Annotated in this window: 15 protein-coding genes; 9 read left to right on the top strand and 6 right to left on the bottom strand. The window is 71.8% G+C overall.

The window, feature by feature from the left end; all coding sequences use genetic code 11:
- Positions 1–937 precede the first annotated feature (937 nt).
- Entirely contained in the window at positions 938–1,954 is a 1,017-nt protein-coding gene (locus SD460_RS43465; protein ID WP_290062154.1) for a S1 family peptidase, read from the top strand.
- 54 nt (positions 1,955–2,008) lie between these two features.
- Here the strand turns inward: SD460_RS43465 and SD460_RS43460 are convergent, their stop codons facing one another.
- Together SD460_RS43460 and SD460_RS43455 are read right to left on the bottom strand one after the other, a co-directional pair.
- Entirely contained in the window at positions 2,009–2,638 is a 630-nt protein-coding gene (locus SD460_RS43460) for an SAM-dependent methyltransferase (protein ID WP_290062153.1), read from the bottom strand.
- 75 nt (positions 2,639–2,713) lie between these two features.
- On the bottom strand, positions 2,714–4,279 hold the full coding sequence (locus SD460_RS43455; protein WP_318307661.1) for a discoidin domain-containing protein: 1,566 nt from the start codon (positions 4,277–4,279) through the stop codon (positions 2,714–2,716).
- Positions 4,280–4,450: 171 nt separating this feature from the next.
- On the opposite strand from SD460_RS43455, the gene SD460_RS43450 reads away from it, so the two are divergent.
- From SD460_RS43450 to SD460_RS43440, 3 genes are all read left to right on the top strand, one after another.
- Entirely contained in the window at positions 4,451–5,179 is a 729-nt protein-coding gene (locus SD460_RS43450) for an SDR family oxidoreductase (protein WP_318307660.1), read from the top strand.
- A gap of 99 nt (positions 5,180–5,278) precedes the next feature.
- Positions 5,279–6,484, top strand: coding sequence for a cytochrome P450 (locus SD460_RS43445; protein WP_290062150.1), 1,206 nt, complete (start codon positions 5,279–5,281; stop codon positions 6,482–6,484).
- 45 nt (positions 6,485–6,529) lie between these two features.
- A complete protein-coding gene (locus tag SD460_RS43440) occupies positions 6,530–7,345 on the top strand; it encodes an SCO6745 family protein (protein ID WP_290062149.1) in 816 nt (271 codons plus the stop codon).
- A gap of 139 nt (positions 7,346–7,484) precedes the next feature.
- Here SD460_RS43440 and SD460_RS43435 read toward each other — a convergent pair whose 3' ends face one another.
- Both SD460_RS43435 and SD460_RS43430 read right to left on the bottom strand, forming a co-directional pair.
- Positions 7,485–8,315, bottom strand: coding sequence for a hypothetical protein (locus SD460_RS43435; RefSeq protein WP_290062148.1), 831 nt, complete (start codon positions 8,313–8,315; stop codon positions 7,485–7,487).
- A 20-nt stretch (positions 8,316–8,335) separates the two neighbouring features.
- On the bottom strand, positions 8,336–9,511 hold the full coding sequence (locus SD460_RS43430) for an OmpA family protein (RefSeq protein WP_318307659.1): 1,176 nt from the start codon (positions 9,509–9,511) through the stop codon (positions 8,336–8,338).
- Positions 9,512–9,829: 318 nt separating this feature from the next.
- Between SD460_RS43430 and SD460_RS43425 the strand changes: the two genes are divergently transcribed.
- The 3 genes from SD460_RS43425 to SD460_RS43415 all read left to right on the top strand — a co-directional run bounded on the left by SD460_RS43425 (position 9,830) and on the right by SD460_RS43415 (position 12,710).
- Positions 9,830–11,299, top strand: coding sequence for a PfkB family carbohydrate kinase (locus SD460_RS43425; protein WP_290060428.1), 1,470 nt, complete (start codon positions 9,830–9,832; stop codon positions 11,297–11,299).
- A complete protein-coding gene (gene ribA / locus SD460_RS43420; protein ID WP_290060429.1) occupies positions 11,296–11,886 on the top strand; it encodes a GTP cyclohydrolase II RibA in 591 nt (196 codons plus the stop codon). Before SD460_RS43425 ends, ribA begins: the two co-directional genes overlap by 4 nt.
- Positions 11,887–11,954: 68 nt before the next feature.
- Positions 11,955–12,710 (top strand): SDR family NAD(P)-dependent oxidoreductase, encoded by a 756-nt coding sequence (locus tag SD460_RS43415; protein WP_290060431.1) that lies wholly within the window; start codon positions 11,955–11,957, stop codon positions 12,708–12,710.
- A gap of 110 nt (positions 12,711–12,820) precedes the next feature.
- Here the strand turns inward: SD460_RS43415 and SD460_RS43410 are convergent, their stop codons facing one another.
- On the bottom strand, positions 12,821–13,666 hold the full coding sequence (locus SD460_RS43410; RefSeq protein ID WP_290060432.1) for an alpha/beta fold hydrolase: 846 nt from the start codon (positions 13,664–13,666) through the stop codon (positions 12,821–12,823).
- Between the two features lie 102 nt (positions 13,667–13,768).
- On the opposite strand from SD460_RS43410, the gene SD460_RS43405 reads away from it, so the two are divergent.
- Both SD460_RS43405 and SD460_RS43400 read left to right on the top strand, forming a co-directional pair.
- Positions 13,769–14,338: a CGNR zinc finger domain-containing protein gene (locus SD460_RS43405; protein ID WP_290060434.1), complete on the top strand. Its 570-nt coding sequence runs from the start codon at positions 13,769–13,771 to the stop codon at positions 14,336–14,338.
- 11 nt (positions 14,339–14,349) lie between these two features.
- Entirely contained in the window at positions 14,350–14,757 is a 408-nt protein-coding gene (locus SD460_RS43400) for a VOC family protein (RefSeq protein WP_290060435.1), read from the top strand.
- On the opposite strand, the gene SD460_RS43395 is transcribed toward SD460_RS43400, so the two are convergent.
- Positions 14,754–15,779, bottom strand: coding sequence for a PfkB family carbohydrate kinase (locus tag SD460_RS43395; protein WP_290060436.1), 1,026 nt, complete (start codon positions 15,777–15,779; stop codon positions 14,754–14,756). The two genes, SD460_RS43400 and SD460_RS43395, sit on opposite strands and share 4 nt — an antisense overlap.
- Positions 15,780–15,794 lie beyond the last annotated feature (15 nt).

The raw sequence follows: 15,794 nt of genomic DNA, 5'->3' as shown, positions 1-15,794 counted from the left end.
CATTCATGGCGTCGGACGACAGGAATGAGTCATTCACGTCGTTTGGCGACCGGGGTACGGCGAGGTGGTGGGGCAGGCCGGTCGGCCGCGGTCCGGTGGCGCGGGCGGAGCCGACGCGGCGGATCGTTGCATCGGCGGGCTCGCCCGATGTCTTGAATGACTCATTCAGGTCGCCGGAGGTCCTGAATGACTCATTCAAGACATCCCGGGGCCGCTCGAGCCGGCCCGCCGAACCCGATCCGGCTTTGCCGGGACCGGCAAAGTCACGTGTGCGCGATCGGCCGGATCCGCCGCGATGTCATGAACGACCCCCTCACGACGCCCGGGCACCGATCCCCGGGCGCCGCCTCCCGCGCACCGAGCTTGCCGAAGGCGGTGTCGCGAATGACTCATTCGGGACCTCCAAAGCCGCCAATGACTCATTCGCGACCTCGCTCGCACTGCCCACCCCGCCTACCGCCGGTGAAGCGAGCCGGGGCCGGCGACTTTGCTGGAGCCATGGCGTCGGACGACAGGAATGAGTCATCCACGTCGTTCGGCGACAGGGGCACGGTCGGTGGCGCGGCCGGGCGCCGGCTTCACAGGTCGCGAATGACTCATTCGCGACCCCCGCGGAAGTCGCCCATGCCGCCGCAGTGGTCGAGCACCGGCGTAGGGGAAGCGGTGCCGGGCGGCGGTGGGCGGGCGTGTCCGGGCCGCCCGGAGGTCGCGAATGACTCATTCGGGACCTCCAAAGCCGCCAATGACTCATTCGCGACCTCCCGCGAATCCCCGCCTGCTGGGCCGAAAGCGTGAGGGGCGCTACGCCGTACGGGTCCAGAGTGAGAGGTATGTCCGGATCCATTGGTTATTAACCAACCTTCGTCGGTGTTGCGTTGGTTGCTCGGCAACGAAAGTGACCGGCGCAGGCTTCGAACCGGCAAACTGGAGGAAGTTGATGACTCCCCGGAAAACCGCTCTCAAGACCTTCGCCGTCTTGTCGGCAGCGGCGCTGACGAGCGGTGTGTGCGCGTCGGCGGCCACCGCGTCCCCACTGGCCTTCGCGGAAATGCAGGCCCACGCCATCACCGGTGCGACCCAGGTCGCGCAGACGCTGGGCGCCGCCTCCGGTGGTGTCTACCTCGAGAACGGCAAGGCCGTCGTGAACGTCGTCGACGACGCCGCGCTGCAGAAGGTGCAGGCCGCCGGGCTCAGTGCGAAGAAGGTCAAGCACACCTTCGCCGCGCTGACCGGTGTCAAGAACCAGCTGGACGCGGTGAAGAACGTGCCGCAGACCGCGTGGGGCATCGACACCAAGACCAACCAGGTCGTGGTCAAGGTCTACGACGCGGCCAGCAAGACCACCGCCGACAAGGTGGCCGCCGCCGCCGCGAAGTACGGCGACAGCGTTCGCGTCGAGCACCGGACCGGCAAGCTCGAGCTGCACATCGCCGACGGCGACGCCATCCAGAACAGCCAGGGCCGCTGCTCGCTCGGCTTCAACGTGACCAAGGGCGGCGAGCCGTTCCTGCTCACCGCGGGCCACTGCACCAACCTGGGCGGCACCTGGTCCGGCGGGGACGTCTCCGGGGCCGAGGTCGTCGAAAGCGACTGCCCGGGCGCCGACTCCGGCCTGCTGACCCGTCCGAACGGCTCCGGCCCCGGCGAGATCAACACCGGTCAGGCGATCACCAGTGCCGCCGAGCCGACCGTCGGCGAGCAGATCCAGAAGCAGGGCTCGACCACCGGTGGTGGCAGCGGCGAGGTCACCTCGGTCGACGAGTCGGTCAACTTCGACGTCGGCGTGCTCAACCACGAGTTCGGCACCACCGCGCACACCGACCACGGTGACTCCGGTGGCCCGGCGTACGACGGTTCGAAGGGTCTGGGCACGCTGTCCGGCGGCGACACCGTGACCAGCTACTTCTACCCGCTCACCCTGGAGCTGCAGGCGTACGGCCTCGAGCTCGCCTGATAGCCGGAAGGGCCCCTTTCACGCGCGTCGAGGGCGCGGGAAAGGGGCCCTTTCTCATGCCTCCAACCGCTTCGCGCGGTAGACGGCGTCGGTGTGGTGGCCTTCGCCGCGCGTCTCGCACGTCTCGACGACCCACTTCCACGGGTCGCCCAGGAACGTCGTGATCTCCTCCGGCTCGAAGTACAGCTCCTCCGGGGGCTTCTGGCCGTCGAACTCGCGCATGGCCTTCGGCGAGTGCCCGACGACCAGCAGCGAGCCGCCGGGCTTGATCGCCGCCGCGGCCGCGGTGAAGACGTCGCGGCGCAGTGCCGGCGGCAGGTGCATGTACTGCGCGGAAATCAGGTCGTACTGCTCCTCGGGCTGCCACTTCAGGATGTCGCGGTGCAGCCAGCGGACGGTCACCCCCGCTTCCGCCGCCGCTTCTTCCGCGCGGGCGAGCGCGACGGTCGAGATGTCGGCGCCGTCGACCGTCCAGCCCGCCTTGGCCAGCCAGATCGCGTCGCCGCCCTCGCCGCAGCCGAGGTCGAGGGCGTGCCCGGGTTTCAGCCCGTCGACCTCGGTGCTGAGGTTGACGTTGACGTTCCCGCTCCAGATCCGGTGCTCGTCGCGCTGGTACATCTGCTCCCAGAACTCCTGCTTGAGCATGTTCTCGACGATCATCGGCTGGTCGTGCGCGTGGGACATGGTTCCTCCTCGGTGACGTCCCCAGCATGCGGAGGATGTCGCCGAGAAGGCAAATCGTGTTGCCGATCCGGCAACTCAGGCCGGGCCGTACACCTGCATCTCGTACAGCGAGTAGCCGTACGACGTGCCGCGCGTGACGCCGTCCATCCGCACGTACCGGCCGCTGCCGGTCAGGCCGGTGAGGTCGTCCGCGCCGCCGTTGCCGGTGGTCGTGCTGTAGATCGTCGTCCACGTCGAGCCGTCGGCGGACGTCTGGATGCGGTACGCCTTCCCGTACGCGGCTTCCCAGCTCAGCTTGACGTGCGAGATCGCCTTCGCGGCGCCGAGGTCGACGCGCAGCCACTCGCTCGCGGAGCCCTCTTTGGACGCCCAGCGCGTACTCGTCAGGTTGCCGTCGAAGGCCGCGCTCGCCGGGTAGGACGACGACTCCGTGGACGACGCCGTCGCGGTTTTTCCTTGCGAAAGCAGGGTTTCGGTGCCGGTGACCGTCACGCCCAGCGAAACGGTCCTGGTCCCGCCGGTGATCGTGACCGTCGCCGAGCCGGGTGCGGCGTTCGCGGCCGCCGCGACCGTGACCGTCGAGGTCCCGCCGGCCGGCACCGACGCCGGGGCGAAGGACACGCTGACCCCCGCCGGCGCGCCGCTCGCGGACAGCGCGACGGCGTCCGTGGCCGTGACGGTGGCCGTCGCCGAAGCACCCGGCGCGACCGTCACCGACGACGGTGCCACGCTGAGGCCCGAGCTGCTGCCGGCCGCGGTGAACGTCCACCGCGCCTGCGTCCCGGAGCAGCTGCCCGCGGTGAGCGTGGTGCCCGAGGCGCGGAAGCACTTCTTGCTCGTCTGGATGTCGGAAATGGTGCCGTCCGGGTTGATCGACCACTGCTGGGCCGGTCCGCCGGTGCAGGTCTGCAGCACGATCGAGCTGCCCGAGATGCCCGCGCACTTGTCGTCGGTCACGAGGAATGCGCCGTGGAAGGTGAACCGCTGGGCGGTGCTTCCGGTGCAGGCGGCCACTTTCAGCGTGGTGCCGCTGCTCGGTGCTTCCAGGCAGGTGCCGGTGGAGTCGTTCCGGTACTGGCCGACGGTGGTGTTCGGCTGCGCGCCACCCCAGCACTCACCGGTGCTGGTGTTGAAGATCGGCGTCGCGTCGTACGGCTCGTCCGACGGCGGGTCGACGACGACCGGCTCCGTCACCGGCGTGTTGTCGGGGTTGTAGTGCGTGAGCGCGTCTTCGCAGTCGATCGCGTCGAAGGCGCTGCCGCCCTGGCCGCCGAGCCAGAGGTCGATGTGGCGCAGCCCGGGACCGCCGTTCGGGCCCTGGCTGTTCCAGTCGTCGGAACACTCGTCGCAGCCGTCCTCCATGATGAAGTACTTCTTGACCCGCGGCACCCAGACCTTGGTGCCGGGCTTCAGTTCGTCGCTGCTGGTGGCGAACGTGATCGGGTCGGCGTAGCTGCCCTTGCCGCCCGCGGTGTCGTGGATCCGCGGGTACGAGATGTCGCCGCCGGGCGGGGTGTTGTCCCACCAGCCGTAGAAGGTGAGGAAGGTGGGCTGTGTGGTGGCCGCGTTCGCCGGGCCGCCGGTCGTGGTGAGCAGGGCGAGGATCAGGGTCGCGACGAGCACGAGCGCGCGCCGGGTCATGCTGCCTCCGGGAGGACTGGGCGGACGATGACTGCGGCGTGGCTCCCAGGTTCGCCGGGCGGGGGCGGCGCGTCAAGCCCCTTCGTAAACTTTCCTGACGAATAGGTCGTGGTGTCCCGGTCGGCGGGATTCCACTGGTGGGTAAGCGCTTTCCTCGGTGAAGATGGCGGCATGGGAGAACAGCGGGAAATCGTGGTCACCGGCGGCGGCACCGGCATCGGGCTGGCGATCGCCGCCCGGTTCGCGGCGGCGGGTGAGAAGGTCACCGTCACCGGGCGCCGCAAGGACGTGCTCGAAGCCGCGGCCGAACGGATCGGCGCGCGGGCGGTGGCCTTCGACGCGAGCGATCCGGCGGCCGTTCAGGCGGCGCTGGCCGAGCTGCCGGGCCGGGTCGACGTCCTGGTCAACAACGCCGGCGGCAACACCGACCGGGTCCGCGAAGCACCCGCGCCCGGCGACCTGGCCGGGCTGGCCGACGCGTGGCGCGCGAACTTCGAGGCCAACGTCGTCTCCGCGGTCCTGGTGACGGCCGCGCTGAAGCCGCGCTTCGCGGACAACGCGCGCGTGGTGACCCTCGGCTCCATCGCGGCGAAGCAGGGTTCCGGTTCGTACGGCGCGGCGAAGGCCGCGATCGAGGCGTGGAACACCGACCTCGCGCGGCAGCTCGGCCGCGCCGGCTCGGCCAACGTCGTGGCGCCGGGCGTCACGCTCGACACGGAGTTCTTCCACGGCACGGTTTCCGAAGAGTGGATCGACGCGCGGGTCGCCGTCGCCTTCGACAAGCGGGCCGGCACGCCGGACGAGGTCGCGGAAACGGTCGTGTTCCTGGCCTCGCCGGGGGCCGGCCACGTCACCGGGCAGGTCGTGCACGTGAACGGTGGCGCGTACGGGGCCCGCTAGGCCATCCGGGTCGCAAGCCGGCCGGAAGTCCCACGGGGGCGCCGGTTCTCTCCATGGTGGAAGGGAGAGCACTCCACCGGAAGAGAGGTGTGATCCGCTGTGACGGCAGCATCCGCAACCCCGGCCCTCCCGACGACGCGACCGGCCGGATGCCCGTTCGACCCACCCGAGAGCTACGCCGAGCTGCGGGAAACCGCGCCGACGTCGCAGGTCAGCTGCCCGGCCGGGATGGACGCCTGGCTGGTGACGCGCTACCGCGACGTCCGCGCGGTGCTCGCCGACCGCGCGCTGAGCTCGCGGGGCGCGTCCTCGGTGCACGTCAACCCGAACGCCGACCTCGACGAGGAGGTCAGCCCGGGCTCCATCATCCAGCTCGACGGCGCCGAGCACTCGCGGCTGCGCAAGAAGGTGATCGCGGAGTTCACCGTGCGGCGCGTGGAAGCGATGCGCGGCTATGTCCAGGAGCTGGTGGAAAGCCACCTCGACGCGATGCTGGCGAAGCCGGGTGGCGCGGACCTGGTGGCGGACTTCGCGTTGCCCATCCCGTCGCTGGTGATCTGCGAGCTGCTCGGCGTGCCGTACGCGGACCGTTCGCGGTTCCAGCGGCAGAGCGGCTTGCTGGTCAGCACCGACGCCACTCCCGAAGAGGGGAAGCAGGCGTACGACGAACTTTCCACGTTCCTGGCCGAGTTGTTCACCGACAAGCGGAAGAATCCGCAGGACGACCTGTTCAGCAGGCTGATTTCCCGCGGCGAGGCGGACGGCGACCCGCTGTCGATGGAGGAGCTCGTCGTGCTCGGGCTCAGCCTGCTGGTGGCGGGGCACGAGACGACGGCGAACATGATCGCGCTCAGCGCGCTGGTGCTCATGGAGCAGCCCGCGCAGCGCGACGCCGTGCTCGCCGAGCCGGAGCGGGCGGTCGAGGAGCTGCTGCGGTACCTGTCGGTCGTGCAGTTCGGGGTGCTGCGGTACGCGACCGCGGACGTCGAGGTCGGCGGGCGCCGGGTGAAGGCGGGGGAGTGGCTGGTCGCGGCGCTGAACTCGGCGAACCGGGACGAAGAGCTGTTCCCGGGCGCGGACAAGCTGGACTTCGGCCGCGAGTCGCCGCGCACGCACGTCGCGTTCGGCTTCGGCGCGCACCAGTGCATCGGCCAGCAGCTGGCGCGGGTGGAGCTGCAGGAGGCGTTGACGCGGTTGTTCCGCCGGGTGCCGGATCTGCGGTTGGCGGTGCCGCGGGAGTCGTTGGCGTTCAAGCACAACACGCTGGTGTACGGGGTCCGGGAGCTGCCGGTGGCGTGGGGCTGATTCCGCCGGACGGGTTACCGTGCAAGCTGACCCGTGAGGAGCAGCATGACCGCACGCCGGCTCTGGGCAGCCGTGGAACCGTTGCACGCCGTCGTCTACTTCGCGCCCGAGACCGCGGCGGCGGCCAAGGCGGCAGGGTTGCGCGGCTACTGGATGGGTTACTTCGCGGGCCGCCTGGCGCCGCTGGGCCCGATCGGCCCGGAGCCGGCGGCGGCGGTGCTGTTCGGCTTCGCCCCGGCGATGGTGGCGCGGGCGCTGCCGGACGCGTGGTCGTTCGCCTCGCCCGCGGACGTCGTCGAGTCGCGGCTCGAGGCGGTCTCGGCGGTGGTGCCCGCGGATCCGGAACTGGCCGCACTGCTCTGGTGCGCGGTCGAGGCGTGCGAGTTCGGTGGCCGCCCGCTGGCGGCGGCGTGGGCGGCGGTGCCGAAACCGGCAGACCCGGCGGCCGCGCTGTGGCTGGCGGCGACGATCCTGCGCGAGCACCGCGGCGACGGCCACGTCCTGGCGGCGGTCCACGCGGGCTTGAGCGGGCTGGAGACGACGCTCACCCACATCGGTGACGGAGTGATCGGCCGCGCGGACGTCCAGCCCCACCGGGGGTGGTCGGACGAGCAGTGGGACGCGGCGGTCGATCGGTTGCGGACTCGCGGGGTGCTCGATGCGGCGGGGCGGCTGACCGAGGCCGGCCGGGAGCTGCGCCGTCGTGTCGAGGCCGACACGGACCGGCTGGCCGCGGCGCCGGTGGAAGCGCTGGGGGACGACTTGGCGCGGGTGCTCGAGCTGGCGGTCCCGCTGAGCCGCGCGGTGATCGACAGCGGCGTGGTCCCGGTGCCGAACCCGATGGGCGTCCCGCGCCCCTGATCGCCCGGCCCGGATGTAGTGAATGACTCATTCCTGTCGTCCGACGACAGGAATGAGTCATTCACGGCATCTCGGCAAGCGTCACCCGGGCCGGCGGGTAGCCCCTCCCACCGGCCCGGGTCCCCGGGTTCCCCCGAGGTCATTCCTCCGTGCGGCCCGCCTGCCGCCGCAGGAGGTCGTACTGGCAGCTCAGCTCGTGCGCCTGGTCCTCGTACTCGCGCTTCGCCGCGAGGAACGGCCGGACGCAGTCGCTGTAGTGGCGCAGGTCGTCCTGCTCCAGGGAGCCGTCGCGGAAGGCCGTCCAGAACACCAGCGTCGCCGACACCACCATCACCAGCGCGACCAGCACCGCCATCAGCACGGCGAGGTCGTTCATCCCGGACAGCACGCCCTCGGTGTACACCCGGACGAACATCACCACGCCCATCAGCCCGACCAGCAGCCCCACCGTGACCAGGCTGAGCTTCGAACCCACCGACAGCTTCACCCAGTCCAGCTGCCGCTTGGCGTTCTTGTGCTGGCGCTGGTTGTGGCCCAGGTGGTGCAACGCCGTCGCCGCGCCGCCGGTGGCCAGCACCGAGATCACGATGCTGATCGCCAGCGGCAGCCCCAGCGGGTCGCTCCAGTCGACGTTGAACACGGAACTGGCCAGCCACAACATGATCGGCAGGTCGACCACCGTCACCGTGAGCAGCGTCAGCACCCGGGTCACGCGGCCGACGCGGCGGTGGCGCAGGCTGCCGCGCAGCTGCTCCAGCTCGATCAGCCGGTCGATCAGCTCGGCGCGGGCCTGCGCCTCGCCGACGGTCAGGTTCTGGCCGTGCGGGCCCACCACGTGCCCGTCCATCGCGCGGGCGGAGCGGTAGGTCAGCTCCTGCACGCGGGCGAGGAGCAGGTCGCCCGCCGGCGTCTCGGCACGCGGCCGCGGCTGGGGCAGTGGCAGGTTTCTCGTCTGGTCGGTGCTGGTCATGGCCGTGCCTCCTGGTCGGTCTACGTGCTCGGGCCGGGGCCCTGGTACGTGATCTCCACCCGCCTCATCCGGGCCGCCGCCGCTTCGTCGAACCGCCCGCCGGTCACCGCGGTGACCCCGGGTTCGGTGCCGGTGCCGGTGGCGTCGACCCGCTGGGTCACGCCGGCCCCGGTGAGCGCGCCGGCGACGGCACGCGCTCGCTGTTCCGCCAGTTCCCGCCGCCCCGCGTCGGTCGACCCCGGCGGGTCGGCCGCGAAGCCGCGGACGGTGACCGGCGCGTCGGAACGGCCGGCCGTGATGCTGCCCGCCAGCGACCGCAGCAGGTCGCGAGCGGATTCGGAGAGCACCGCGGAGTTCCCGGTGAAGCCGAGCGCGGTGTCCGAAACCGTGGTGGTGACCTCGCCCCGCGGGCCGGTCACCGACGTCACCCCCGGCACGGGCACGACCGGCGTCGCCGCGGCGGCCCGCGACGGCTCGGCGGGCACCCGGCTCTGGTCGACGTCGCAGGCGGCCGCGCCGGCCGCCCGGCAGATCGCCTGCCAGTACGCGGCCAGCCGGTCGCGTGCCGGCGTGGGCAGCGGCGGCTGCGGCCCGGCGACCGACCCGAGCCCGGCGAAGACGACGTGCCAGCCGTCCAGTCGCGGCAATTGCCGGGCCGCGGTCAGCTGAGCGACGACGGCCGCGGGGTCGGTCGCCCAGCCGACCTGCCGGAGGTCGAACGCCCCGCCGGTGCTCAGGCCGCTGCTGTCGACGACCAGGGTCCCGGCGGGCACGCCGCGGACGGCGTCGGCGATCCCGGTGAGCAGGTCGAGCCCGCTCTTGTGCGCGACCGTGGCGCCGATCGCGTCGACGGCGCTCGCCACGTTCCGGTCGATCAGCGACGGCCGGGAAAGGCCGTGTTCCAGCGAACCGTCGGCCCGCCTGGGGGTGAGCACGACCGAGCGCCGGTCCCCGCCGTCGGCGGCCGAGATCAGCACGACGCTGCTCTTGCCCGAACCCTGCTGCGACACGTTCCCGCTGTTCGCGGCGTCACGCAGCACGGCGAGCACGGCATCGGTGACGGCGGCCCGCGGCTCGTTCGCCGTCCCGCTGACGACCACGACGACCCGGTCGCCACCGGTGGGGACAACGGCCCGCGAGGGCACCGCGCAACCGCTGACGACGGCGCCGAGGACCATCGCCCCGGCAAACGCCACCCGAGTGACACGGGCTGGCCGCGATGTCGCGTTCCGCAGGCTGAGCGGGGTGTTCTTGAGCTGCATGACGACCTCCCGACACTCGGTGGCGCCATCCCAGGTTGGCATTTGCCCTGTAACGATGTCAATTGACAATGCGATGACATCAAGAAGCGGCCCCAGGTCGACGCCCTTTGTGTGATCGGCGAGCGCTGAACGCCGGACCCAAACGGGCCGAACGGAGTAACTTCGCGGCCGAGCTGCGACGGGTGGCGGGACCGCGACGCGCAAGTGCCATGCGGAGAAGGGCAAGTGACATCCGAGGGGTAGGCTGAGGCGATGGCGAGATACGACGCCACCGTCGAGGGCGTCCGGAGCGTCTTCCTCAAGCTGAGGACGCGCAGCGGGCTGACCGTGGAGCGCCTCGACGCCACCGAGGTCGACGTCCGCCTGCTCGCCGAGCTTCCCGCCGTCCGCCGCCGCGTCCGCGAGACCGGCGCGTCCGAAGGCGAAGCGATCGTCCACGTCGTGACCACGGCCGTCGCCGCGCTCGGCCCGGCCGACCTCCTGATCGCGGACGCCGCGCTGGCGCTCGGTGTTCTTCGCGCGCGCGTGGGCGCGCGCCCCGAGATCGAGGGCCTGTACGCCGACGACCTCGGCGAGCGCCGCCGCGCGCTGGCGGAGGAGTGGGACGCCCTGCACGCGCTGCTCGGCGCCTCGAGCGAGTACCCGCCGCCGACCGTCCGGAGCCTTCGCGGCTCGATCGAGACCCGCACGCTGGGTGTGCTGGCCGAACGCTGCGTCCGCGACGTCGAACCCGTGGTGGCCGAGCCCGCCGGCGACACCGTCGGTTCCGTGGTGGTGGTCGGCAGCGCGGTGACCGACCACGTCGTGGTCTCGGACGAGCTGCCCGACGTCGGCGAGGCCGTGCAGGCGCATTCGTTCGACGTGCACCCGGGCGGCAAGGGCCTCCTCCTCGCGGTGGCGGGCCGCCGCCTGGGCCTCGACGCGCGCCTGGTCACCGCGGTCGGCGGCGACTCCCAGGCGCAGGACCTGCTGCAGTTCATGCACAAGGAAGGCCTGTCGACCGCGCTGGTCAAGGAAACCCCTGGTGCCGCCAACCCGCGGGCGCTGGTGCTGGTCAGCCAGACCGGCGAAACACGCTACCTCGGCTGGATGAACACCGAAGCGGTCTCACTGTCCAGAGAGGACTTCCGCGCGCCGCGCGTCCGGGAGGCGATGGCCGAGGCGGACGCCGTGCTGATCACCCTCGAACCGCCGATGGACACGATCAAGTGGGCGCTGTCCGCCGCGGCCGCCCAGCCGCGGAAACCCCTGGTGCTGCTGCAAGCTTCGCCGCCTCGGAGTGCTCCGCAGCAGCTCTACCGGCTCCTGCGCGGGGTCGACTACCTCGTCGGCCGGGAAGGCGAGCTGCGCCGCCTGCTGTCCGATCCGGACAGTCCACAATCACTCGACGACTTGGCCCGGTCACTGCTCGCGCTCGGCGTGGGTGCGGTCTGTGTCGTCGAGAATTTTGGTTGTAGTATCCGCTCGAGCGTGATCTCCCGCGACATCGAGGGCCCGCCGGTCCCGCTCGACGACGCACCAGGCGTCCGCGAAGCTTTTTCCGCGGCGCTCATCCAAAAACTCATTCAAGAGGGTGCCGGCCGGAGCCGCGAGGAAGCCCTGCACTGGGCGATCGCGGCGATGGCGACGAACCCGACTCTCGACGAGATCGCCGACTCGATGCCGGGTCGCGAGGAGGTCGAGCGCACCCTCGAGACCGACCAGACCCTGGAGACCCCGTGACCGGAGCAGTGGTGCACCAGCTGGAGGGAGCGGAGGGGGCGTTCCGCGCGATCGTCCTCGACGGCGGGCACGGGTGGATGAACCCGCCGAGCGCGGCGGTGTACGGCGACCCGTCGGACGGTTGCCCCGTCCGCGTCCACTCCCGGTGCCTCTACGGCGAAATCTTCGAGTCCACGAACTGCGACTGCCGCTGGCAGCTGCAGGAATCGCTGCGCATCATCCGCACGCACGGCTCCGGCGTGCTGGTGTACCTCGACCAGGAGGGCCGCGGCGCCGGTTTGTTCGCGAAAGCGGAGGGGTACGAGCTGTCGCAGAAGCAGGGCCTGGACACCTTCGCGAGCTACGCGGCCCTCGGGTACAAGGCCGACAGCCGGTCCTACGAGCACGCCGCGGCCCTGCTCGCGCAGCTCGGCCTCACGTCGGTGCAGCTGCTGACCAACAACCCCGCCAAGATCTCGGCGCTCGAGGTGGCGGGCATCAAGGCGGAGATGCGCCAGCTGGTGCAGCCGGACCCGAGCGGCGAGACCGTGCGGTACCTGGCGGCCAAGGAAGTGCACGGGCACGCGATCCTCCCGCGCCCCGCCTGAACCTCCCTGTCGATTCCGGGCCTGCTCGTTCGACGCACCGGTGCAGGCACCCGGAACCAGGAGGATTCATGACGCTGCTCGCAGGCAAGAACGCCGTCGTCTACGGCGCCGCCGGCCGGATCGGCTCGGCTGTCGCCGCCGCTTTCGCCGGGGAAGGGGCCACCGTTTTCCTCGCCGGGCGGACGTTGTCCCGGCTGGAAGAGGTCGCCGGGCGCATCCGGGCGAAGGGTGGTGCCGCCGAGACCGCCGAAGTCGACGCGCTCGACGAGCGGGCCGTCGACGAGCACGCCGACGCCGTCGCCGCGCGGGGTGGGCTGCACGTGTCGTTCAACCTCATCGCGCACGGCGACGTCCAGGGGACGCCGCTGGTCGACATGGCGCTCGCGGACTACGAACGGCCGGTGCTGACCGCCGTGCGCACCCAGTTCCTGACCGCCCGCGCGGCGGCGCGGCACATGACCGAACAGCGGTCCGGCGTGATCCTGCTGTTCGGCGGCGCGGGGGACCCGGTGCGTGAGTTCCCCGTCGGCGGGCTGCAGGTGGCCTTCCACGCGCTCGAGGCGATGCGCCGCCAGCTCGCCGCCGAGCTGGGGCCGCGCGGGATCCGGACGGTGACGCTGCGGACGGGCGGCATCCCCGAGGTGCTCCCGGCCGAGTTCCCCGGCCGCGACAAGATCGAGGCGAGCATCGTGGGCCAGACGATGCTCGGCCGCGCGGCGACGCTCGCCGACATCGGCGCGGTGGCGGCGTTCGTCGCGTCCGACCGCGCCCGCACGATGACGGCGTCCACCGTCAACGTCAGCTGCGGCGCACTGGTCGACTAGCGGCAGGCGTCCGAGCTTCGCCGACGGCTGGAGGTGATGCGCCCCAATGCGGCATTGGGTGCGCTCGACGCACCGAACGCCACATTGGGGCGCATCCCGGCCGTCGGCGCCTACTTCAGCACCCGTCCGAGGAAGCCGCGGATGTAGCCGGCGATCGCGTCCAGGTGCGTCTCCAGCGCGAAGTGCCCCGAATCGAGCAGGTGGATCTCCGCGTCGGGCAGGTCGCGGGCGTAGGCGCGGGCTCCGTCGGCGATGAAGATCTCGTCGTTGGCGCCCCAGACCGCGAGCAGCGGGACGCGGCTGGTGCGGAAGTACTCGTGGAACTTCGGGTACAGGCCGATGTTGTGGTGGTAGTCCGTGAGCAGCGCCATCTGGATCTCGGCGGCGCCGGGCCGGTCCAGCAGGGCCTGGTCGTGGATCCAGACGTCCGGGCTCACCAGGGCCGGGTCGGGGACGCCGTCGAGGTACTGGGCCTTGGTGGCCTCGAGGGTGACCATGGCGCGCAGGTCGTCCTCGGTGAGCGTGCCGGCGGCGAGCTTCTGCGGCAGGCCGGCGCCCAGTCCCTCGACGTAGGCGTTGCCGTTCTGCGTGACGATCGCCGTCACGCGCTCCGGGTTGGCGGACGCGATGCGCAGGCCCACCGGGGCGCCGAAGTCCTGGATGTAGAGCGCGAAGCGGGTCAGGCCGAGCTCGTCGAGCAGGCCGAGGGTGAGGTCGGCGAGCGCGTCGAAGGTGTAGGTGAACTCGGCCGGGGCGTCGGACGCGCCCGCGCCCAGGTAGTCGGGCGCGACGACGTGGTAGCGGTCGGCCAGTGCCGGGATCAGGTGCCGGAACATGTGCGAGCTCGTCGGGAACCCGTGCAGCAGCACGATCGTGGGGGCGTCCGCGGGCCCGGCCTCCCGGTAGAAGAGCCGGTGCCCGGCGACGGTGGCGTGGCGGTGGTGCACGGTGACCATCGGTCCTCCTGGTTTCTCATGCTTACTTTCTCATTTATCCATGAGGCGGGTAAGCTGTCAACGGACCTGGGGAAAGCCGGGCACCGGATTCGGGAGGCGAACGTGGTCACTGCGGCACCCGGCGAGGACCGCTCGCCCGCGCTGGCGCTGGTCAACACCCGGCGGTTGAGTGCGAACGGCGACGTCGACGACCTCGCCGAACCGCACGGCGCCGCCGCCTGGCTGCGGCGGCACGACCTGGCGGCCGCGTCACTGGGTCCGGCCGACGTGGCCCGGTTGAGCGAACTGCGCGGCGCGATCCGCGAACTGCTGGCCGCGCTGGCGGACGAGCGCGTCCCCGGTGCCGCCGCCGTGACGACGGTGAACGCGGCCGCCCGCGCCGACGCCGCCGCACCCCAGCTCGTCTGGCGGGACGGCCCGGTGCGCGCGTGGCGCAGCACCCGGCCGGGCACCGTCGACGAGGCGCTGGCGGCGCTGGCCCGCGACGCGATCGACGTCGCCGGCGGCGACCTCGGCCGGCTGGTCCGCCCGTGCGAGGCCCACGGCTGCGTCCGCTTCTTCTTCCGCGAGCACGCCCGCCGCCGCTGGTGCTCCACGACGTGCGGCGACCGGGTCCGCGCGGCCCGTCACCAGCGCCTCGTGGTCGAGCAGCGGACGGCTTCGGCCGAGTAGCGTCACGCCCCATGGAATGGACGCTCGAAGTGGTCGTGGTGCCGGTGTCCGACATCGACCGCGCCAAGGCCTTCTACGCCGATCAGCTCGGGTTCACCCTCGACCACGACGTCGCGCCCGCGCCGGGCGTCCGGATCGTCCAGCTGACCCCGCCGGGCTCGGGCTGCTCGGTGGTGATCGGCAAGGGCGCGGTGCCGGACATGCCGCCCGGTTCGCTGAAGGGCCTGCAGCTCGTCGTCAAGGATCTGCCGAAGGCGCACGCGGAACTGCGGGACCGCGGCGTCGACGTGGGCGAGATCCAGGTCGTCGGCGTGGGGCCCTGGGACGGGAAGGCCGACCTGAACAACGTCGGCTTCGTCTTCTTCACCGACCCGGACGGCAACTCCTGGGGGATCCAGCAGATCTCGTCCCGCCGCTAGCGCCAGCTGTCGTCGCCGAAGCCGAGGGTCACCGGGCCGCGGCGGGTGCCCGCCACCGTCTCCGACGGCAGGACTTCGTCCAGGAAGCCGTAGTCCGGACGGCGGTGGCGCGCGTGCCATTCGGCGATCTCGTGCCAGCCCGGGGCGGCGAGCGCGCCGCCGAAGTGCTGGACCGACAAGCTCGCCGTCAAGCACGCGAAGCGCAGCCGCTCCGCCAGGGGCCAGCCGGTCAACGTCGCGGCGACGAAGCCCGCCCCGAAGACGTCGCCCGCGCCCGTCGCGTCGAGGACGTCGACCGGCAGGGCCGGGACCGCCGCCGTTTCGCCCGTCGTGCCGTCGACCGCGAGCACGCCCGCGCCGCCGCGGGTGATGACCGCGATCGGGACCAGGTCCGCCAGCTTCGCCAGCGCCGCTTCCGGGGTTTCCGTGCGGGTGTAGGCCATCGCTTCGACGTCGTTCGGCAGGAACGCGTGGCAGCACCCGAGCTGGTCGAGCAGCGCTGCCGACCAGGCCTCGGACGGGTCCCAGCCCACGTCGGCGAAGACCAGGCTGCCGGCCTGGTGCGCGGTGTGGACCCAGTCCGCGGTGTCGAGGCCGATGTGCGCGACCGTCGCGCGGCTCACCGGCGGCGAGCCCGCCAGCTCCGCGACGGGGACGGGCGGCGCGTGGCCGTGGGTGATCATCGCGCGGTCGCCGGCGTAGGCCAGGGAAACCGTGACGGGGGAGTGCCACTCCGGGAACTGCCGCGAGCGGGACAGGTCGATGTGCTCCTGCCGCGAAAGGACGTCCCAGCAGTAGCGCCCGTAGACGTCGGTGCCGAACGCGGCCGCCAGCGACGTCCGCAGGCCGAGGCGGCTCAGCGCGACGGCGAAGTTCGCGATCCCGCCCGGCCCGGAGCCCATGCCGCCCGTCCACACCTCCGTGCCCGGCGCCGGCGGTTGTTCGAGCCCGGTGAACACCAGGTCGAAGAACAGCGGGCCGGACAGGAAGACATCGGTTTCGGGTGCGGGCTCAGCCGGCACGGGCGCCTCCACGAA

It is taken from the genome of Amycolatopsis solani (genome assembly GCF_033441515.1).
In the GTDB taxonomy this organism is placed as follows: Bacteria; Actinomycetota; Actinomycetes; order Mycobacteriales; family Pseudonocardiaceae; genus Amycolatopsis; species Amycolatopsis solani.
This window is presented reverse-complemented; position numbering and strand designations above follow the sequence as displayed.

Excerpts from the sequence above, each read along its gene's own strand:
- SD460_RS43415 (WP_290060431.1), top strand. The coding sequence starts at position 11,955 with ATGACGCTGCTCGCAGGCAAGAACGCCGTCGTCTACGGCGCCGCCGGC.
- SD460_RS43440 (WP_290062149.1), top strand. The coding sequence starts at position 6,530 with ATGACCGCACGCCGGCTCTGGGCAGCCGTGGAACCGTTGCACGCCGTC.
- SD460_RS43425 (WP_290060428.1), top strand. The coding sequence starts at position 9,830 with ATGGCGAGATACGACGCCACCGTCGAGGGCGTCCGGAGCGTCTTCCTC.
- SD460_RS43410 (WP_290060432.1), bottom strand. The coding sequence starts at position 13,666 with ATGGTCACCGTGCACCACCGCCACGCCACCGTCGCCGGGCACCGGCTC.
- SD460_RS43435 (WP_290062148.1), bottom strand. The coding sequence starts at position 8,315 with ATGACCAGCACCGACCAGACGAGAAACCTGCCACTGCCCCAGCCGCGG.
- SD460_RS43450 (WP_318307660.1), top strand. The coding sequence starts at position 4,451 with ATGGGAGAACAGCGGGAAATCGTGGTCACCGGCGGCGGCACCGGCATC.
- SD460_RS43400 (WP_290060435.1), top strand. The coding sequence starts at position 14,350 with ATGGAATGGACGCTCGAAGTGGTCGTGGTGCCGGTGTCCGACATCGAC.
- SD460_RS43455 (WP_318307661.1), bottom strand. The coding sequence starts at position 4,279 with ATGACCCGGCGCGCGCTCGTGCTCGTCGCGACCCTGATCCTCGCCCTG.
- SD460_RS43460 (WP_290062153.1), bottom strand. The coding sequence starts at position 2,638 with ATGTCCCACGCGCACGACCAGCCGATGATCGTCGAGAACATGCTCAAG.
- SD460_RS43465 (WP_290062154.1), top strand. The coding sequence starts at position 938 with ATGACTCCCCGGAAAACCGCTCTCAAGACCTTCGCCGTCTTGTCGGCA.